Consider the following 20062-nt stretch of genomic DNA (forward strand, 5'->3'; position numbering starts at 1 on the left):
CCGTTCGCTTCTCGATCACCCGGATCTCCAGGGTGATGAGCGACGGGGGCGAGAAACAAGGGTCGTTCTCGCAACGGCTTCGTTCAGTGCGGCTTCGGGGTCACGGCCGAGCTCCGAAGTACACGATCTTCTCCGACCGGATCCGGAAAGACGTGAAAGTTGTCGAGACGGCGGAGTCGCGCAGACAACAATGTTGCGCACCTGAGCGCCGTTCGTGGGCTCAATCGGCATCTCCAAGGTTCGATCGCGCGTGACCTCGACCTCGTAGACTCGAAGAAGCCGCGCTCACGACCACACCGCCGTCGGCTTCGACACTCTTCGACCGCATCAACGGTGAACGACAACAGCAAGACTCCGACGATGCGCCCTTCCCGTTCGTGAAGGAATGCTGAATCGCCGAGTGTAAAAATTCTTCACGGTGCCCGGAGCTGATCGGCCCGGGCTCGCTTCAGACTGATGTCGCCATCGGAGCACGGCGAAGGTGGCCTGTGGAGTTCCTGGTACTCGGGCCTATCGAGGTGATCGACGACGAAGGCCGATCGCGCCCGTCAATTGCGTGTGATTCTCGCGGTGGGTCCGTTCCCAGCCTACGGATCTTGTGCAGGGCTGAGCCGATCTGGCGAATCTGATGGGTTACTACGCCTCGCCGACCTGAGCTGCCGCGGCACTCCGCAGCGAGCTCGCGGATCGGACCAGACTTTCGAGCAGCTCGACCAGGTACGGATCGTTCTGCGCACCCTGTCGAATCGCCGCGAACACGTAGCGCTCCGGCACTGGGCCACGGAGCGGCCGGATCACCAAGCCGGCTGGCAGCGTGACCTGGGCCAGCCGGGGTATCAGAGTGATCGCCTGACCGGCGGCGACGAACGCTGCCGTCGACAGCCAGTCCTCGAGCCGGTGGACGATCTGTGGCGTGAAACCGGCCGCGTTGCACGCCGTCTGCAGAAGAACGTCGCAGGAGCCCCCAGGAGTTCCGGAGATCCATTCCTCGCCGCAAAGATCTCGGAGGGCGACGGTGGCTTCGTCCGCAGCAGGATGATCCCGAGGCAGCGCGACATCCAAGACATCGACACCAAGCTCGACTCGGTGGTAACGCGAGTCATCCGGCTCCGGGGAACCCCGAAAGCTCAACGACAGCGCGACATCCACGGTGCCGTCGTCCAGCCGGTCGAACAGCTCCGGTGATTCCACCTGATGAAGCCTGAGATCAGCCAGCGGAGCCTGGACCCGCATCAGCTGCACGACTCCGGGCAAAAGACCGGTCAGAATGCTCGAGAACCCACCGACGTCGATGCGGCACCTACCGGCCGGACTCCAATTCTGCAGGTCGACGCGCGCCTCTTCAAGCCGAGCGAAAACAGCGTCGGCATGGTCGAGCAGCGCTTTCCCCTCTGGCGTCAGAACCAGTTTGCGCCCCACCTTCACAGTGACCGGAAAGCCCAACTCACGTGACAATCCGGAGAGCTGCTGGGACACGGCCGAAGTCGTGAGGTGCATGGCCAGCGCCGTGTCGGTGACCGATCCCCGCTCGCGGAACTCCCGCAGCACCCGGAGCCTTCGCAGGTCGTCCAGGAATGTGGGCCGGAGCTTATTCCGGGGCGCAAGTCCGCTCATAGTCTCATGATGCACCGCCGGAGATACTCACGCGATAGCCAATCTCGATGAACTGGACGCTTCCCGCGCCCGCATCTCAGCTGATTCCTGGAGTCCCGTAACGTCTGGATGTCCGTTCAGCTGTACTTCGCGCGTGGCCACGGATCGTCCAGTGAGCCACCTACGCAGCTGCCGATCCAAGACGCATGAGAATCGCCGTGACCGGGGCCAGATAGTAGACGCTGACCAGTTGCAGCCCGGCGGCTACGACCGGGCTCGCCGCCGCGACCGACAGACTGATCGCCGAGCGCGAGCGCAATCGCCAACGGAGCGGTCTCGGACCCGGCGAACGCCACTTTGTGCTGCTGCGCAACAAGGAACGCCCACCCGTCACTCCCCAGACAACGATCGAGACGACCGCCCAGCCCACGCACTGGTTGTTCAAGGCATCAAAAAGAGCTCGAGCGCACGAACAACGATGACTGCATCGATCTCACCCGCCGCTTGCCGAGCCGATCAGTCAGCGAACCCGCGACGACATCGCCCTCGAGCTGCGACGCCGTACAGCGACAGCAACATAGCCGGGCTGCCACCGTCGCCATCAGTGACGCGGTCGTAGGTCGACCCGAGGTAGATATAGACAGCGTTCACGCCGGAGAACACCAGCAGTGACGTGGCGAGCGTCCACAACGCTGCGCTCACGAAGGGGCGCCAGCCGACTGCGGATGCTGATTGGCGGAGGCGCCGGCACGGATGGCAGGACCAGCGCGACGCCGATCAGGCCGAACCCTGTCAGGGTTGCGGCGAACATGTGGTCGCCCTCCAGCCGGCGATAGACACCGGTGGAGGTACCGACCGGTGCGCCTACGGCGGCAGTCGGCGTCACCAGTGCCGTACCCACGCTGGTGGCCGCGCGAGGGGCGAGGACGCGCAGGACGTCGGAGGGATCGCCGTCAGAACGTCTCCCAGGATGTTGAGGCTGAACCGGTGGGGAGCACCAGGCACCGGGGAAGCCGGCCTGTCAGCGCAGCGCCTACGGGCGCGAAGACGCCGATGGCCTCAGCGAAGACAGTCACCAGAAAACTCGCTCGCTCCTCACTGACGTTCAGGTCCTTCGCGAGACGCGCAGGATCCCCCTAACGACGAAGGTGTCCGTGCCGCCCGCAAAGGCGCCAAGGCAAGGACCATCAGTCGAAGGCGCGTGGGCGAACTCCTAGGGTCGGTCCTCTCCACTCTGTCTGGCAAGCGTGCCGTCTACCAGCAACGATGTCTGGACGAATCCGTTCAGTTGTTCACTGTGAGAACCTCTACGGCTGCAGAATGAGCTTCCCAGTAGTGAAACGGGAGCGCAGGGCATCCAGTACCTGTGGCGCTTCGGCCAACGGATACACACCTCCGAAGCGGATCCGTACCTCGCTGCGCGCGACTCGGGAGAACAAGTCGTCGGCACGCGCAAGAAGTTCCGCCCGACTGCGAACGAAGTGCCGCAATGTCGGCCTGGTCACGATCAGCGACCCAGCCGGGCCGAGCCGACCCAGGTCGAATGGCGGAACCGCGCCACTCGACTGCCCATACAACACCAGCGTTCCGCGTAGCGCGAGGCAACACAGTGACTGCTCGAAAGTCGCAAGGCCGACACTGTCGTACACGGCCGCCGCCCGGAGTTTGGCGATCTCCACCAAGTCGGCATACGGCACTGACTCATCAGCTCCAGCCTCCAGCGACAGCATCGCCTTGGCGTCGGTCGACACGGTCGTGATGACCGTTGCCCCCATCGACTTCGCGAAACCGGTCAGGAGCATGCCCACGCCGCCGGCTCCCGCGTGCACCACTACCAGGTCTTTGGGCCTGATCCGGTACGCATCCGCGCTCAAGTACTGCGCGGTCAGCCCTTGCAGCAGGACAGCCGCGGCTTCGTCGAATGTCAGGTGTTCCGGGATGGGAATCAGCCGATCTGCGGGAGCGACCACCTCGTCGGCGTACGACCCAAGCACCCCTTGCCAGCAGACCCGATCTCCGACCGCCACGCCGATCGCATGCGCGCCGGTCTCCACAACCACTCCGCTCCCCTCGCCACCTGGAATCCACGGGTACTCCTGCGGACCCACTCCCCCGGTCCATCCCTGCAGGTCGAGGTAGTTGATGCCAGCAGCAACGACCTTGACCCGGGCCTCTGCGGCCTTCAGCGGCCTGGATGCCATCTCGACGACGCGGGCTTCTCCGGGAGCGGTGACCTGGAATGCTTTCATCTCGTCTCCTCGTGAAACGCCTCGACCGCCCGTTGAACTCGATACGCGATATCGAAGTCTGCTAAGTCGGCGCTGGGTGTCCCACGCATCGCCTGGGCGAATAGGGCCAACCTGGAGGCTTCCGATCCCTGCTCACCCGGCAGATCTACCAGTTCCCAGTCACCGCCGCTCGATGCGTGCAGTTCGCGCCAGTTCGTGAACCGGAAAGAGCGGCGGCTGCCGGTCAGAATCCACTCGTACTGTTCGGGTCGGGCGCCGACCACTCCAGCGAATCTGACTGGCGCCAGTCCGGCTGTCATCATCCCGGACGCGGTGGCCTCACTGCCCGAATCGCGATAGGCCACGCCGACATCGACCGGCTCGAGCCGCCCGACGAGCCGGTCTGTCAGGTAGGCGAAGTGCGAGAAGACCTCGCGGACGAATCCCCCCTGAGAACGCCCACCCACCCAGCCGGCCGCTGTCTGGAAGGTCCGCGGCCAGGCCGGGAACGCCAAATTGATGTCGACGGCGAGAATGTCACCGACCTCCCCATTCTCAAGTACTCCAGCCAAGTAGCGGGTCGCCGCTCGGTCGGACAGAGAGAAGTTCACCGCCGCTACCGTGGTCGCTCGCTGGGCGACCTCGCACATCACCTTCGCATCGGCGAGGCTGACGGCGAGCGGCTTCTCGCAGAACACCGCCTGCCCGGACTCGAGCGCGGGCACCACCAGTTCGGCATGAGTTGACGGCGGGGTGGCGATGTAGACAGCGTCGACCGACTTCACACCGATGACCGACGACGGGTCCGTACCGAACATGACTTCCGGGTGGAGCTGTGCCAACTGCTCGATCACCCGCACATCAGCATCGACTGCTGCGACCAAAGTGAAATCGGGATGGCGCTCGACCGAGCGAAACATCTCCCGGCCCATGACTCCGAGGCCGATGATTGCCAGACGCAATGGTTTCATGATTTGGTCCGATCAGGTAGCGACCGTCGCAGATCACGACGGGCGAAAACGGGGATGCGAGGAAACGGAGGATCGAAGGGGTGAGCGGAGCGTTCAGTCGGTCGGCCGCGATGTCATCGGCCTCGCGTTCGAATCTCCGCGCCCGCCAGGCCAGCACCAGCACCGCGGCCGTCAGGACACCGCCGCCGAGCGAATAGCTAATCAACGCAGGATGATGCTCCGGCACGAGCCATCCGAGACGGCAGGTCAATGCGACCACGTCCAGGACCACTGCCATCGCTGCTCGGCCAACTGATCGCCGCGGACGGCCGATCGGTATACGGGCAAGCACATGGGCGATCAGGAACTGTTGCGTCTCAGGTGGGCCCGCGAGGGCCCTTCGGTCAACTGGCTTGCACTCCGCCGGCAACGAAGCCTGCTTCACGGCAGATCACCGGCTCCAGCTGATGCCGCATCGCCAGTCCACGAGTCGTCGATACAAGCTGCGCACGCCGGTCCGAGCTGCGCGCCGCCGGATCGCCGCAGCTGCCAACTTTCGATCCGTTTCCTCTCGATGGGGAGGCCGTCCATCAGCCCAGGCGCGGTTCCCGACAGACGGCCCCGACCGTCGCATGACTGACGGCCATAGACACCGTCTCTGCTCAACCTTGCAACGATCTGTCAGCGACCTCTCGTCAGCCTTGCGATCCTTCAGTCTGAACAGGTCTCAGCGTTCACGAACAGTGAAGTGTTGGGCTTGGCAAATCTCGGCGATGAGCGAAACTGACGTGTTAGCGTTGCGTCATGCGTCGTTCAGCTTAAGCATCGTGCACTCCCGGAGAGGCGCGGCGTCGACCAAAGTCCGCCGTTGCCGAGTGCACTGATTCCCGATCAAGCCTGATCCGGAGTATTTGATGCATCTCCCGTTCAACATCGGCATGCTCGCACACGTCGACGCTGGCAAGACCACACTGACCGAGCAGCTCCTTTTCCGGACCGGAACCATCCGCTCATTGGGCAGCGTCGACGCCGGCACGACAGTCACCGACGGCATGGAGGTCGAACGCCGCCGTGGAATCACAATCCGCGCCGCGGTCGCGTCGTTCCTGCTGGAAGGCCGTCAGATCAATGTGCTGGACACCCCGGGGCATCCCGATTTCATTCCTGAAGTTGAGCGGTCTCTCCTCGTCCTGGACGCGGCTGTGCTGGTCGTCTCGGCCGTCGACGGGATTCAGCCTCAGACAGTGCTCCTGGGCCGGACGCTGCGCCGTCTCCGCGTTCCGACAGTGGTCTTCCTCAACAAGCAGGATCGCCCGGACGCGGATCCCGACGCGGCGATCAGGTCGCTGCGTGCGCGGATCGGCGAACCAGCGGTCGATCTGGACACCTGCGACGTGGACGAACTGCTCTCGATCGTGGCCGACCAGAACGAAGACGTTCTACGGCGCTGGCTGGACGGAGTGTCGCTCTCTCCTGCGGAGCTCGAGTCTGCCGCCTGGACGGCGGCTCGCCGAGGTGACCTCTGGCCGGTCACCGGAGGATCAGCCCGCACAGGCTTTGGTGTAGAGACTCTGATGTCCGCGCTGCAACGCCTTGCCGATAGCAACCAGTTGACGTCCACCGAGCCCGCCGCAACGGTATTCACCGTCGAGGCCGGCCCGGACGTGCCTCGAAGCAGTCTGCTCCGGATGTGGTCCGGGAGGCTTCGGGTTGGCGATCGTCTCAGCCTTGATGGACGGGATCCGCAGCGGATCAAGTCTCTGGAGGTTGCAGTACCGGCCGGCTGGGCTGCGGCGAGACAAGTGCACGCCGGCGACATCGCCCGTGTCCGCGGCTGGCACGACGCGAGAATCGGCGACCGAGTTGGATCGATCGGGCTGCGGCATACCGCCACCGCTCGGCGCGCCTCTGTGCACGTGGCCGTTCGGCCGGTCGAGCTTCGGCAGCGTGCCGCTCTCGGAAGCGCACTGCGCCAACTGGCAGACATCGACCCGATGATCCAGCTGGCTACCGATACGGATACCGGTGAGCTGACTGTCGAGCTCCTGGGGGAAGTTCACCAGGAGGTCCTGGCGGAGCTGCTGACCACGGTCTACGGAATCGTTGTTCAGTTCGGCGAAATCGGGATGAGCTGCAGTGAACAACTGATCGGCGTCGGTGAATCCTTCGACGTCATCGCGACCGGCGACAATCCCTACCTGGCGACGATCGGGCTGCGAGTCGAACCGGCCCCGCCGGGCAGTGGAATCAAGGTCGCACTCGACGTCGAACTCGGCTCGATGCCACGATCGTTCTTCACAGCGATCGAAGAGACTGTCCATCACGAACTCCGGTTCGGCCTCTCCGGCTGGCCGATCCATGATGCTCGTGTACTCGTCACCCGGACCGGCTATTGGGCTCGCCAAAGCCCGGCATACGGCAGCTTCGACAAGTCCATCTCCAGCACGGCGAAAGACTTCCGATTGCTCACAGCGGTGGTCCTTGCGGCAGCTCTTCGGCAGGCCGCAACGCAGGTCTGCGCTCCAATCGATCGGTTTGAGATCGAAGCCCCACAGTCGACGTCGGCGCAGGTCAATGCTCTGTTGCGCGATCACCGCGCCATACCTGTCGGGTACGACGAGGACGGGGAATGGATCACTGTCACCGGCAATATCCGAGCGGACCGGGTTCCCCAGGTTGGCAACGCCCTCGCCGCCGCTACCGGCGGCGAGGGCATTCTCACCACGGAGCCACATCACCGCGAGCCGTACGACGGTCCAGCGCCGAGTCGGTCACGCCCGTGGCCGGACCCTACCGATCGGGAGCTCTTCTTCCGGCATCGACCTCGATGAGGGTCTCAGCTGTTTCCAACGACGCCGTGGGTGCTGGTGCGGTTTCCATCCCAGTCACCCACGAGCGGGCTGTCGCCACGGTTCCCGTAGGCGGTTGACTCGGTGCGCTCAACTGCATCGATCCGGCTGACTCGGTATGAACCGCGGAACGTCGGAGTTCACGACAGCGGGCTCTTCGCGACCGTCGCCGACCATCGGGCACCAATCCGAATCGCCGTAGTTGATGGCCTGAACCTTTCCATCGGGCAGCCGAAGATCGAAATTGGCGTCCGCGGTCCGATACACCCCGATGTCGTCGGATCCGTCACCGTTCCAATCGCCTGCGACCGGCCGATCTCCCGCTTCACCGAAGGCGATGTGGACCGTCGTACCGGATGCGGTCAAGCTGACGGTCAGCGTGCACTGGCGCTGGTCGGCGTCATAGACGCCCGATACCGTCGCCGATGCCGTCCCAGCCACCCACAACTATCGCCGCAGAAACAACGCCGAAGGCGAAGGGGGCACAGTTGCCGCCGACGATGTGCGGCTGTTGAACAGGAACCACTGCCGCGCATAACTGCCGGCGGCGGCAGCTGGGCTGGAACCGCCGGCCCAGCGGGCGGCCCGAGCCCCGCTCACCAGGGTGGTGATCACGCGATTGCTCCCAAAGCTCCAACCGGAAAGGGCGTCCTGGGGTGGCGTCTCGTTGGCATGCATGGCAGCGATCGGATTCACCAACCGTGTGCGGATGCCGGTCCAACCACAACAGCGGGGGCTTGACCGTATCCACGAACTGACGGACGTTCGTCTTCAGTTCCGCCCGGTCGGTGGTACCGAAATTCATGTAGGGCAAGTGCTCCGGCGTCACGGTCCGCGCGACCTGCAGTGCCTTCGCCATCTGCGTGCCGGCTCGGCGGTGGCCCGTCACCGAGACTGAACCCGCCGAACGAGGGGAAGACCCGACAGGGCGCGGCCGCCTGAACCGCAAGGATGCGAGCGTCCGCAAGGGTGATCGACAGCGACACGGATCAATCGTCGGTGATCTCCAGTTGGTGGCTGAAGCGAGGCAGGGATGGCCGTGTCGGCCGCCGCGGCGGGATCGGTGCTCATGAGTCTTGCTACAAGACCGCGGCAACCGCGCTGAGCAAACCGCCTCGCAAGACGACACGGCGGCGTGTTGCCCGAACCGCTGGGATGTCGGCTTGTGAACTCGTCTTATGACTTTCTTCTGCCAGCAGAGTCAGCAAGGGCGCTGTCAACAATCTCTCAGCGGCCTTGCACCGACCCCGCTAGTGGCTTCCGGCGACCGTTGAGCTGACGGTAGACGCGGGCGGCCGCCACAAGTGCAGTCGGTGCCGGTAGTGGCAACTCAGCTGCGGCCGCCTCGACGGAGGCGCCGAACCGGAAGCTGGCACTGGCCGTCGCAGCCACGGACTCCATGACCTGCTGCTGCGCCACGACATCGGTTCGGCACAGCGGTGGACCATGACCGGGAATAACGATTCCGGCGGACAAGTCCGCCAACGCCTCCAGGGCCCCAGGCCACTCCAGCGGGAAGCTGTCACCCATCCACGGGACACCATCTCCCTTGACGAGATCTCCGGCGAACACGACACCCGCATCAACCACCGAGACGACCAAATCATGGTCCGTGTGGCCGCGTCCAGGATGCAACAACTCGACGGTGCGACCACCAACTCGCAGCGACTTGCTCTCGTGAACGTGCTGATCGGGCGGCATGACCCGTTCTCCGAGGAGATCCGGCACTGTCCGCGGCATACCGATCCGCGTCCATTGCGTGTCGAGTGGACGGGCCAGGTGCTCACGGCTCCGCTGCTGTCCCCACACCGTGGTACGACCGAACGCAGCGTTGCCCAGCACATGGTCGACGTGAGCATGTGTGTTGACGATCGACCACGGAGCTCTGGTGATGGAGCGCACCGCATCGGCGAGCTCCCTGCCGGCGGCCAACGAGGGGCCGGTATCGATCACGAGACAGGCGCTGTCGGACACCACCAGACCTACGTTGACCTGCATGTCTTCGATCGTTCGGATGAAGATCTGATCGGCGATCTCAACCCATCCACGATGATACATAATGTGTATCGTAGAACGTGTCGAGCGATCGTTCCACCAGCGGCACGTTGAGCGCCGATCCACCGGCGCCTAGTCGTCCCGGCTCTCGGCGTCGTGACCGGCCCGGGCAGCCTCGATCTCGTTGATGTGGAGCTCAGCCCAGTCCCTGATCGCCGTCAACGGGCCTTCCAGCGTGCGGCCGAGCGCGGTCAGTTCGTATTCGACAGCCGACACCGCGCCAGGCACGACGCGGCGCGACACCAAGCCGTCGCGTTGCAGGCTTCGCAGTGTTTGAGTGAGCATCTTTTCGCTGATGCCGTCGACGGACCGACTCAACGCACCGAAGCGTAACGCCGACGACCCCAGCGCACCCACGATCAGCGCAGTCCACTTGTCTGCGATCCGGTCCAGCGCTCTGCGCGACGGGCACATCGCCGAGTACGCATCAGCCGGGCGGCCATCCGGCAACCACACCTGAACCCCTCCGCGCGAGCCCGCGCGCGGACGATCGAACCGATCCATCATCGGTCGATAATCGCAAGCGAGGCGCTGTAGAACCAGCAAGAGTTCCCGCCGAATACGCTTCACAGTTCGTGAACACCACCGCTTTGTCCTCCCGGCGGCGCCGACCCATTCGACCACGGCATCTGCCGGGAGGGCTCACGTTCCACATGCAACAACGGTGGCACCAACGGACCAGTTCGTCGCCTGGCGCCCTTCTCGCATGTCCCCAGGCCCCCGTCGCGGTACAGCCGGCCAACCGCTCGATGGGGCGGTCGGCGCGCACATCGCGTGGACACGGAACACACTGAAGCCATGTAACCGACCCCGAGGGCGTGACAACCGAAGGGGACAGGGGTGACTCAATGGCTGATCAGGACTCGACTACGGAGTTGTGGACTACGCGAGGGCGAGACGGGCGAGCTGACTGGACTCGAATCAGAGTCGCCTCCGGCACATCCCGCCGCCACCAGAAGGCTGCCAACGACGGACCAGCCCGGCCGAAACAATTCCGCGTACCGCCGTCGACATCGGCACGATCACAGGTCAGCACCCTTGAGTCGATTGGCCGGAAAGTGAGCGGCCCACTTCTCAGCGGGCAATGCGGTCGCATTGACGAGCGTTGCTATTGATCGATACCAACCGACCAGCAGAATCAACTCGAGGACCTCCGCGACACTGTAGCGTCCCACGAGCTTCGATCGCGTCGGCCGAGAAAGCGTCGCCATGTCGAGCAACTCCTCAACGGCCGTGACCAGCAGTCGATCCGGCCCCGCCAGTCCATCGGTTCGGTCACCGGCCAGCAGGTCGTAATCGGCTCGACTGAGCCCGGAGGACCCCGCAAAGAAGACGGCATGCACTCCCCACTCATACTCGGCGCCACAGACCGCGGTCGTACGGGCGATCACGATTTCGCGATCGCGGGCGGGCAGCAGCCCGTGATTGAGCAGGCCGGAGGCGAATGGGCGGATCCTGTCCGCGAGATCCGGATGCAGGGCGAACAACCTGAACAGCGCCAATGGCTCGATGTCGGCGTCGGCAGGCATGAACTTGCGGAGGAGGTCAGCGATGCGCGGTTCGTACGGCGGCTCGATCGGGTCCATCCCACACTCCTATTGATACGCTTTTTGTATCACTAGGATAGGTGATGAAAGCCACCACGACCACGGGAAATTGATGCCCGCAGCGCGCAAACCGCCGTCCGGCGAACCGACCGGACGGCTGCCGTTACCAGGAAGGCCGGTGCGGGGCTCGAGCACGGGCCGCCCCATCATGGCCGTGCTCGACCTGCTCGGCCGCCGATGGATGCTGCGAGTCCTCTGGGAGCTTCGCGACGGCGCTGTTGGCTTCCGCGATCTCCGAGCTCGCTGTGACCAGGCATCGCCGACGGTTCTGCACTCGCGGCTGTCCGAACTCAAGGCCGCCGGTCTCGTCACGCAGAACGAGGCCCGCGCCTACTATCTGACACCATCGGGCAACCGGCTCTACGACTCACTCAAGCCACTGCGGCGCTGGGCAGAAGAATGGTCTGTCGAGTTCGGCGACGACCACTGACTTGCAAGTGCGTACTTGTCGTCTGCTTGAGCACCTTCAAGACTCGAATCGCCAGGTTCCATCGGTTCTGAGGAGTGCACATGAAGGCTGCGCAACGCAGTCAACAAGCAGTTGGCGAAGCCACTGTCACCTATCTGCCGGACGGCTACGGACGGCTGGATGCCGCCGCGATCTTCACCGGCAGCAGCGGCGGATGGTCCCGCTACCAGGAACTGCTCGACGACGACGGACGGTTCGAGGTCAGCATCGGCAGCTTCCTGATCCGTACGCCGACGAACAACATTCTCGTCGACCTCGGCCTGGGGTCGGTACAATTCGACGTACCCGGACTCGCCAGTTTTGAGTCCGGCCAACTGCTGAACAGTCTCGCCGGCGAAGGGCTCGCGCCCGCGGACATCGACACCGTCTTCTACACCCACCTTCACCACGACCACGTGGGCTGGACCACCGAGCTTGCACCGGCCCCATCGGTCGCGTCGGACGCAACTGCCGCCGGAATGACCTTTCGAAACGCACGCCATCTGGTGGCGGCGGCCGAATGGAAATACTGGTCCGGCACCGACGAGGTCGTCGGGCCAAACCCGATCGCCGTCCAGCGTCCGCTGGAAGGGATCATCGAGTTCGTTGCTGAAAACGATGAGATCGCTCCCGGTGTCCACGTTGTCGGCACCGCAGGCCATACTCCGGGGCACAGCAGTCTGGTGGTCACCGATGCTGCGGGCAACGACCCCACACAGATCCTGGTGCTCGGCGACGTCATGCACTGTCAAATCCAGGTCGGCGAAGCCAACTGGAACCCAATCTTCGATGTCGACCCGAACCAGAGCGAGGCCACCCGGCGGCGAGTGATCGCAGAGTTCGCCGGAGCCGACACCGTAATCGCTGGGGGCCACTTCTCCGGCTCGGTTTTCGGCCAGATCCGGCCCGCTTCGCGATGGCAGTCGCTTTAATCGTTCAGGCGACAAATCGCGTGATTACCAGTCCCTCCGCACGAACAACTGATGAGCGGCATCGATGCCGCTCATCAGTTCGTCTGGCCAGGCGCCCAACGCTCTACCGGCGTCACGTTGGGCACATCCGGCGTCACCGTCGGCAGACCCGGCTTCTACGCCGGATGTGGGCCATCGGTCGACGCGGCGACAATCGAGCATGTGCCGCCGGCGGTAGTAAAGAGTCCGCCGGCGGCGGCACGCGCCATCACACGCAACCTGCGGAGGTCATCAAGGAAGTTCAGCCTCAGTTCCTTGCTCATCGATTCGTCATCTCATTCTGGCTTTCATTCCTCACCCAGTCGGCTCGATTCGGGCAAGCCAGCTAGTGAGCACCGCTTCCAGTTGATCGGCCTCCTCGGAGGTCAGATACTCGACCAGCCGATGTTCGTTGGCGATGTGAGCTGTGAAAGCTTTGTCGATCAGGCGTTTGCCGGCCGGAGTAAGCCGCACCATCCGCCCTCTGCCGTCGACGGCGCTACGGCGGCGGTGCACCAGCCCGGCCTTCTCGAGCCGATCGACCCGCTTGCTGACCGCGCCCGTGGTGACCATCGTGTGCAGCGCGATCTCCCCAGGCGCTCGTTCGTACGGCGCGCCGGCGCGGCGCAGGGCAGCAAGGACGTCAAACTCCCCCTCGGTCACCCCGTACTTCGCATAGACGGCATTCAATTCGCAAGTCAACTGGGCAGCAATCCGGTGCAGCCGGCCGATCACACCCTGCGGCGACACATCGAGATCCGGCCGCTCTGCTTGCCAGGCCGCCTGGATGCGGGCTACGTGGTCCAAGTTTTCACTCACGGAGAACACTATATCTTCCTGGGAAGATATAGTGTTTTCCGTGGAAGCTACTTTTCGTTGGGCGGCCATCACCGCCGTCGCGCCGGTTGCTTGGGGCACTAACTACTTCATAACTCACGAATACCTGCCCAGCGGTCACCCGCTGTACGGCGCGGCGATCCGGGCGCTTCCGGCGGGCCTGCTGCTGTACTGTCTGGCACGCCGCCGCCCTGCGGGCGACTGGTGGTGGAAGTCTGCGGTGCTCGGCGTGTGCAACGTGGGTGCGTTCTTCGCCCTGATCTACGTCGCATCGCAGCTCCTGCCGGTAAGTCTCGCCTCGACGATCATGTCGACTGCGCCGTTCACCATGGGCCTATTCGCCTGGGCCATTCTCGCCGAACGCCCCACGATTTCCGTCGTCATCGGGGCAACTGCCGGAATCTGCGGTGTCTGCCTCATGCTTGGGACCGCGCAAACGACCGTCAACGTGCGTGGAGTCGCCGCGTCTCTGGCCGCGGTCACAATCTCGTCCTTCGGCTACGCACTGACCAAGAGGTGGGGCCGCCCTGGCGATCTGCTCGCGACCACCGCCTGGCAACTTATCGCAGGCGGAACTGCTCTGCTCCCATTCGCCATCGTCTTCGAGGGCGCACCACCTGGCCTTGACCTACCGGCCATCGGCGGCTTTGCCTACGTCACTGTGGTGGCCACCGCCATCGCCTACCTTGCCTGGTTCAGCGGTCTGCGCCATCTGACCGCAGCGTCCGTCGGCCTGATCGGCCTCCTCAACCCTGTCACCGGCGTGCTGCTCGGGACGAGCTTGTCGGGCGACCGCCTGTCCGCAAGACAGATTGTCGGGATGGCATTGATCCTGGGAGGCATCCTGCTCAGCCGACGAAGGTCTCGCAGCGCTGACCAGGCAGAACCGACCGCCACGGTTCACTCCACCAAGTAGGCAACTTCCCCCAGCGCAGTAACCGATCGATCCGAAAGATGAGACTCAATCACGGAACACGAGCCTCCGCGGCTGGGACACGGCCGCTGATAAATGACAGAAGGCCTCATGGGCCGGTTCGGGGAATGATCGAGTCACGGGGCCGCGCTGGCAGAAGACAGAGTCGCTGAAGTGACCAGTGGCCAAAGTGGTCGCACCGCCGTTCGCCGCCTGCAGGACGTTGCACCGGGTGTCCAGGCTGCGCTCCGGATCTACGTCGAACGGGATTCAGTTCTGCTCGGTGACCTGCGCCTGGTGCATGACGTCGCCGAGAATGAGTACCCGGTTGAGGTCTGCGCCGGTCGGATGGCGACGATCAGGCTGCTGTGGCCCGGGGCATACCAGGGGTGTTGAGGACGGCGACACCAGGAGCGATGAGATCGCCAGCGGAGACGAAAATCGCTGGCTCCATCAAGCGGCCGCTGCACGGCGGTCGGATCAGGTCCGTCGAGCACTTGACTGCCGGACCTGTGTTTCCACTCCTCGGCCGCCATCAAGTGCCGCGCGTTCCCCAAGGGCAGCCGGCCCGGCACGGCTCGGCCGCTACTGTCGGCGCCGATGGGTCGTCTTCGGACGACATCGATACGGATCCACCAAGATCGCGTGTCCGGCGGTGCGGATCAGGATCGGCCCGATACGACCACGAACCTGCCGTCTTCATCGAGGTAGTCGTCGTGTCGTGTGCAGTTGATGGCAGGGGGTGAACGGGAAGACGGCCGTGGGCTCAAGCCTGCCCTGTCCGTCAGGCAGATAGATGACAGTCGTACCCCCCGACGGAGACCTGCTTCTGTCGTGCTGCCTCGATCGGGCGCGCTCTTTCGAGGTATCGTTGCTCAGCACTTCGAGTGTTCGACCTCCCGCTGCCCGCGGCAAGTGCGCACTTGTGAGTCAGTAGTACCAGCTCCAGGGCCGCTCATCGAAGTGGTGATTGCTCTAAGCAACCGATCTGCCTCGGCTTCGACTATCTGCATCCGGGCGCGCCGCGCAGTCTGCAGAACAGCTTTCGTCGCATCGATCGACGCGCCTGTACGGCCGCGGCGGTGCAGTAGCTTGGCTAGTCCCAGCGAAGCTTGTGCGGCCAGCACGCGGTAGCCGTTCTCTTCGGCGATCTGGAGCGACCGCCGGTAGGCCTTGTTTGCGAGCTCCAGCCGGTCGTTCGCCGTCGTCAGATCGCCGAGCAGACGCCAGCCGATGGTTGTGTGCCAGCGATCACCCGCCTGGCGGGCGGCCTCCAAAGCAGCTTCCGCGTGCAGTCTGGCGTCTCCAAGGCGACCGGCATCGAGCAGCGTCTCGGCCAGAGCTGCGTGGACCGCGGTCAGATGGAACCCACGAGCCGATTCAGCCGCGATTTCCATGGCGGCGTAGAGATCGGCCTGGGCAAGCTCGTACTGACCGAGCAGACGATAAGCATCAGCTCGATTGACCAGCTTCGCGGCCAAGCCAACCGGCCGGCTCAACCGATGATCGAGTTCCAATCCTTCGGTGGCTGCCGCTACGGCTCCGGTCAAGTCGCCGAGGGAGGTACGTACGGCGGACAAATTGGTAAGAACCAGGGTGGCCAGCTCCGGTCGGCCGGACTTGACGAAGAGCTCGCGGCTCTGTTCCAGCAGCGTCATCGCCCTGTGTAACTCTCCCCGGCCAAGAGCCGAGACGGCCATGTTGCCGATCACCGCGGCCTCTCCTTGGTGATACCCAGCGGCACGAAACAACCACAGTGCCGCCTCCGCATGCTCGAGTGCCTGAGAGAAGTTGCCTTGGCTGTCTTCAAGATTGCCGAGCGACTGCGTCATCAACCCCAATGCGATGCGGTCATCTGCGGCGAGCGCGGCCCGGTGGCCGGCATCCAATGCGGTCCTCCAAACGTTCCGTAGCCCCATCTGAAGGAAGTAGTGCCGCAGCACGTCGGTCAGGCGCCACGCGTACTCCGGCTGACCAACCTCCTCGGCTGCGACGATGAGCGCGATCAAGTTGTGCCGCTCGGTACTCAACCAGGTCTCTGCAGATTTCGGCCCGCTGAAACAGGAAGGCGATGTCGCGGTCGGCCGCAGCCCGGTCAGCACCCGGTACTCGAAGCTGCACGCGTCAGCAGCAACTCGCAAGTATCTCTCATAGAGACGGACTGCAGCGGACCGAACTGATACTGACAGCTTGGCCGCGAACAGCTTGAGCAGGTCGTGGAGAACATAACGGCCCCCGCTTCGGGCCTCGATCAAGTTGGCCGCGACAAGGGAGTTCAACAGCTCGCAGGCCGCGACCTCACTGACTCCGAACAACGCCGCGGCCGCCGATTGGTCGAAATCGTCGCCCGGTACCAGCCCGAGCAGCCTGAAGGCGTGCTGTTCTCCCTCGGGCAGCTTCTCGAAGGACACCTCGAACGCCCGATCTACCGCCGCCTCCGGGTCCCCGGCGATCCGCAGCTTCGCGAGTCGATCACCTGACCGAAGCTCCCGCACCTGATCGGTCAGGGAGGAGCCGGACCGCACCGACGCCTGGGCCGCCGCGATCCTCAGTGCCAGCGGCAGACCGCCGCACAAACCGGCGAGCTCAGCAGCTGCCTGCGGTTGATCATTCACGGCCTTCTCACCCACCAACTCCTTGACCAGAGCGATCGCGTCGCTCGGTCCGAGTACGCCCAAGGCCACCCGGTGCGCACCGTCGAGCGCCGCGAGACCCATCAAGCTCTGTCGGCTGGTGGCCACTAAGACGGACGTTCCGGTGCCGGGAAGTACAGCTCGGATCTGTTCCACCGAAGCAGCGTCATCGATCAGAATCAGCACTCTGCGATCAGCCAATGCCGCACGGAGAGCTGCAGTCCGAGCATCCAGATGCTCAGGCAAACTCGTTACCTCCACTCCAGCGAGACGGAGCAGGTCTGCGACCAACCCGTCGTTCGATGCTGGATGAAAACCGGCGCTGTGAGCACGTAGGTACCATTGGCCGTCCGGAAAGCATTCCCGCACGCGTTGAGCGAGCTGGATAGCCAGGGCCGTCTTGCCGACGCCGGGAGGACCGTCGATCGCCACCGCGTGCGTCTCGCGGCTCCGGATGACTCCTTCGAGTTCTTCACACAGTGCGTCCCGGCCGACGAATCCGCGCTGTGCTGAGGGCACCTGGAACAACGCCTGCCGATGCGCGGACTTCGAGGTCTCGGCCGGGCGGGGCTGATTGATCAGTATCGACTGCCTGAGCTGCTGGAGTTCAGGACTCGGATCGAGCCCGAGCTCTTGGGCCAAATACAGCGCGACCCTGCTGTATGCGTCGAGCGCCTCGACCTGACGATCAGCGCGGTGAAGAGCAGTCATTCGTTGAGCCCAGAACCGTTCCCGGGTCGGATGCTCTGCTGTCAGAGCAGCCAACTGCGGCAGGACGGCGTCATGCTCGCCAAGGTCGAGCCTTGCCTCGATCTGTTGCTCCAGTGCCCAGAGCCGCTCCTCGACGAGACCGGCAGCGTCGTACCGCTGCAGCAGCTCCGACGGTACGTCGCTCAGGGCTGCCCCACGCCACTGCGCGAGTGCCTCGGTCAGCAAATCGGCTTTGGTCTCCGCCTCCGACATCGTGGCCGCGCGGTTGACCAGCTCACGAAAGGTTGCGAGGTCTGCGGCCTCCTGCGTGACCAAATATCCGGGAGCCTTGCTGATAACCATGCTCGGACCGATCAGTGCTCGGAGTCGACCGATATAGGTGTAAACAGCCGCGCGAGGAGCGTCGGGATGTGGACCGTCACCCCAGAGATGGTCGATCAGGTCGTCCACACTGACGACGCGTCCGGACCGCAGCAGCAGCACCGCCAGTACCGTCCGCATCCGCTTCGATGGCAACGGGACCCGATCGCCTAGGTCGTCGAAGACTTCGATCGGTCCGAGGACACGAAATTCCACTGCGCGCACCACCTCACCGGGACGGACAAGCCGTCCTCAGACGAACCTTCTTAGTGTGCCGCACCGAAGGCTGACCGTCGGCGGAGCCGACATCAACGATTCTTGAACGCTATCGTGAAGCCGTGCTGCATGTAGTTCGCCCGCACGGCAGATGGCGGTGTTGCGTGGCCGCACCGGCCACGCTTGGCTGTCTCTCAGCGTACGTCCGCGAAGCTAGCTTGATGTCAAGCCAGTTAGATTGGCACCAAGCTAACGACCTACGATGCAGAACTATCTCCCAACTAGTCTGACCGAGCGCGCCGCGGCATCACTCCTCGAACTCGACCAACACCTGCCGCAGGGCGCCGGCCACCTGGCGTCGCTGCGCGTTGGTCAACGGCGCGAGGAAGTTCTCGTCGACCGCCAGAACTTTGGTCAGCGCCCGGACGGCGAGCCTCCGTCCGCGCGGAGTCAGGCTGACGCGGACGGAACGGCCGTCCTCGGCATCAGGAACCTTCCGGACCAGCCCGGCCGTTTCCAAGCGATGCAGCCGGGACGTCATAGCACCGGTCGTGATGAGGGCCGATTCGGCAAGGACGCTCGGGTTGGCGCCCGTCGGCTCGGCCTGGCGCCGAAGGGTGTTCAGCACATCGAAGTCGGCGAAGGTCAGCCCCAGTGGTTGTAGCTCCTCCACCAACGCCCGTTGGAGATGGTGTGCACAAAGCAACAGTCTGCCGACGACCTCGAGAGGACTCACGTCCAGGTCAGGATGCGTGTCGGCCCAGGTCTCGATCATCCGATCCACGGAGTCTTTTTGCATCCGCCGAGTTTAGCTTCACGCCAAGCGACTCGGACTCACCCGGCCGGCGCCGAGCTGTTCTCGACAGGGCGTCCCGGCGTCCGGTCGGATCCTTCAGCCGGACAGTGCGCGGCCCATGACTGAGCGGGATACCCGACGCGTTGATCGGGGTCGACGCTGTCCGGTACCAGCCGTCTAGAAGCACCAGCTCGACTACTTGCGCGTCGCTGTACCGGCTTGTCAGCCGAGCTCTGGTGAACGCTGAGATCGACGCCGTGGCGCAGGCCCGACACCTCGGCGAAAAAGGCCGCGTGCACTCCCCACTTGTACTCACGCCGCGGCTGGTTGTTCGAGCGATGACCAGTTCACGCTCCCGGGGCGGCAACGGACTGTGGTTCGGCAGCCCGGACGCGAAGGGGCGCAGCCTGTCGGCCAGCTCAGGATCGACGGCGAGCAGCCGAAACAGTGTCAGCGGCTCGTGTCTGATACCGGCTGGCATCAACTCGTTCAGCAATTCAGCGATCTCTGGTTGATGCGGCGGTTCGAGTGTCGCATGCGTAGCGCTTCCCCGGTCGGTGCCAGCTATGACTCTGCGTATCTCCGGCGATGAACTGTCAGAAGCCTGTCACCCCCTTGTCGCTCCTGCAGTTGCCACGCCTGGCCCGGCATCACCTGTGAGAGGCCGCCCTGCCTGTGGCGGCCTCTCACCCCGACTGTCAGCGACCGAATGTTCCAGTCTGGCCCACGGTTCCGAAGTTCACACCGAGCCCGAATCCCTTCCCGAGGCTGGTGGAACCGCCGTGCGCCGCCGGATCGCGTAGAACGTCTTGCGGGAGATGCCGTGCTCGGCACAGAAGGTCGTCACCGCCCCACGAGGCGCATCAGAGGGCCACTGGGTGATCGCGAGACGGACACGAGGATCAACAAGCTCGTT

General features: G+C 64.2%; 15 protein-coding genes. 4 read left to right on the forward strand and 11 right to left on the reverse strand.

The features are described 5' to 3' along the window. Positions 1-636 precede the first annotated feature (636 nt). The 4 genes from OX958_RS30830 to OX958_RS30845 form a co-directional block, all read right to left on the reverse strand. Positions 637-1614 carry a LysR family transcriptional regulator gene (locus OX958_RS30830; protein ID WP_270133628.1) on the reverse strand — a complete coding sequence of 326 codons (978 nt, stop codon included), beginning with the start codon at positions 1612-1614 and terminating at the stop codon, positions 637-639. A 495-nt stretch (positions 1615-2109) separates the two neighbouring features. Next, positions 2110-2295: a hypothetical protein gene (locus tag OX958_RS30835; protein ID WP_270133629.1), complete on the reverse strand. Its 186-nt coding sequence runs from the start codon at positions 2293-2295 to the stop codon at positions 2110-2112. A gap of 605 nt (positions 2296-2900) precedes the next feature. After that, entirely contained in the window at positions 2901-3842 is a 942-nt protein-coding gene (locus OX958_RS30840; protein ID WP_270133631.1) for a quinone oxidoreductase family protein, read from the reverse strand. Then, positions 3839-4792, reverse strand: coding sequence for a Gfo/Idh/MocA family protein (locus OX958_RS30845; RefSeq protein ID WP_270133632.1), 954 nt, complete (start codon positions 4790-4792; stop codon positions 3839-3841). Before OX958_RS30845 ends, OX958_RS30840 begins: the two co-directional genes overlap by 4 nt. Positions 4793-5685: 893 nt before the next feature. Here OX958_RS30845 and OX958_RS30850 point away from each other — a divergent pair. After that, complete coding sequence (locus OX958_RS30850; protein ID WP_270133633.1) at positions 5686-7602, forward strand: elongation factor G; 1917 nt, start codon at positions 5686-5688, stop codon at positions 7600-7602. Positions 7603-7710: 108 nt separating this feature from the next. Here OX958_RS30850 and OX958_RS30855 read toward each other — a convergent pair whose 3' ends face one another. From OX958_RS30855 to OX958_RS30870, 4 genes are all read right to left on the reverse strand, one after another. Then, a complete protein-coding gene (locus OX958_RS30855) occupies positions 7711-8061 on the reverse strand; it encodes a hypothetical protein (protein WP_270133634.1) in 351 nt (116 codons plus the stop codon). A 786-nt stretch (positions 8062-8847) separates the two neighbouring features. Continuing rightward, positions 8848-9678, reverse strand: coding sequence for an MBL fold metallo-hydrolase (locus OX958_RS30860; protein WP_270133636.1), 831 nt, complete (start codon positions 9676-9678; stop codon positions 8848-8850). Positions 9679-9747: 69 nt separating this feature from the next. Further along, positions 9748-10182, reverse strand: a complete 435-nt coding sequence (locus OX958_RS30865) for a winged helix-turn-helix transcriptional regulator (RefSeq protein ID WP_270133637.1) — start codon at positions 10180-10182, stop codon at positions 9748-9750. 515 nt (positions 10183-10697) lie between these two features. Then, positions 10698-11261, reverse strand: a complete 564-nt coding sequence (locus OX958_RS30870) for a carboxymuconolactone decarboxylase family protein (RefSeq protein ID WP_270133638.1) — start codon at positions 11259-11261, stop codon at positions 10698-10700. Between the two features lie 139 nt (positions 11262-11400). Here OX958_RS30870 and OX958_RS30875 point away from each other — a divergent pair, with 139 nt between their 5' ends. Next, positions 11401-11712 carry a winged helix-turn-helix transcriptional regulator gene (locus tag OX958_RS30875; protein ID WP_270133639.1) on the forward strand — a complete coding sequence of 104 codons (312 nt, stop codon included), beginning with the start codon at positions 11401-11403 and terminating at the stop codon, positions 11710-11712. A gap of 80 nt (positions 11713-11792) precedes the next feature. Further along, positions 11793-12662, forward strand: a complete 870-nt coding sequence (locus OX958_RS30880; RefSeq protein WP_270133640.1) for an MBL fold metallo-hydrolase — start codon at positions 11793-11795, stop codon at positions 12660-12662. 333 nt (positions 12663-12995) lie between these two features. Here the strand turns inward: OX958_RS30880 and OX958_RS30885 are convergent, their stop codons facing one another. Next, the gene (locus OX958_RS30885) at positions 12996-13508 is read right to left on the reverse strand and encodes a MarR family winged helix-turn-helix transcriptional regulator (protein WP_270133641.1); all 513 of its coding nucleotides are present in this window, start codon (positions 13506-13508) and stop codon (positions 12996-12998) included. Between the two features lie 31 nt (positions 13509-13539). On the opposite strand from OX958_RS30885, the gene OX958_RS30890 reads away from it, so the two are divergent. After that, positions 13540-14433: a DMT family transporter gene (locus tag OX958_RS30890; RefSeq protein ID WP_270133642.1), complete on the forward strand. Its 894-nt coding sequence runs from the start codon at positions 13540-13542 to the stop codon at positions 14431-14433. An 872-nt stretch (positions 14434-15305) separates the two neighbouring features. Here OX958_RS30890 and OX958_RS30895 read toward each other — a convergent pair. Together OX958_RS30895 and OX958_RS30900 are read right to left on the reverse strand one after the other, a co-directional pair. Then, positions 15306-18350 (reverse strand): AfsR/SARP family transcriptional regulator, encoded by a 3045-nt coding sequence (locus OX958_RS30895; protein ID WP_270133644.1) that lies wholly within the window; start codon positions 18348-18350, stop codon positions 15306-15308. A gap of 307 nt (positions 18351-18657) precedes the next feature. Then, positions 18658-19149 (reverse strand): MarR family winged helix-turn-helix transcriptional regulator, encoded by a 492-nt coding sequence (locus OX958_RS30900; RefSeq protein WP_270133645.1) that lies wholly within the window; start codon positions 19147-19149, stop codon positions 18658-18660. Positions 19150-20062 lie beyond the last annotated feature (913 nt).

The organism is Kribbella sp. CA-293567 (assembly GCF_027627575.1).
Classification (GTDB): Bacteria; Actinomycetota; Actinomycetes; order Propionibacteriales; family Kribbellaceae; genus Kribbella.

Bases quoted from the DNA above. Each gene is read 5' to 3' on its own strand.
- OX958_RS30830 (WP_270133628.1), bottom strand. From the start codon at position 1,614: ATGAGCGGACTTGCGCCCCGGAATAAGCTCCGGCCCACATTCCTGGAC.
- OX958_RS30840 (WP_270133631.1), bottom strand. From the start codon at position 3,842: ATGAAAGCATTCCAGGTCACCGCTCCCGGAGAAGCCCGCGTCGTCGAG.
- OX958_RS30845 (WP_270133632.1), bottom strand. From the start codon at position 4,792: ATGAAACCATTGCGTCTGGCAATCATCGGCCTCGGAGTCATGGGCCGG.
- OX958_RS30850 (WP_270133633.1), top strand. From the start codon at position 5,686: ATGCATCTCCCGTTCAACATCGGCATGCTCGCACACGTCGACGCTGGC.
- OX958_RS30860 (WP_270133636.1), bottom strand. From the start codon at position 9,678: ATGTATCATCGTGGATGGGTTGAGATCGCCGATCAGATCTTCATCCGA.
- OX958_RS30865 (WP_270133637.1), bottom strand. From the start codon at position 10,182: ATGATGGATCGGTTCGATCGTCCGCGCGCGGGCTCGCGCGGAGGGGTT.
- OX958_RS30870 (WP_270133638.1), bottom strand. From the start codon at position 11,261: ATGGACCCGATCGAGCCGCCGTACGAACCGCGCATCGCTGACCTCCTC.
- OX958_RS30880 (WP_270133640.1), top strand. From the start codon at position 11,793: ATGAAGGCTGCGCAACGCAGTCAACAAGCAGTTGGCGAAGCCACTGTC.
- OX958_RS30900 (WP_270133645.1), bottom strand. From the start codon at position 19,149: ATGCAAAAAGACTCCGTGGATCGGATGATCGAGACCTGGGCCGACACG.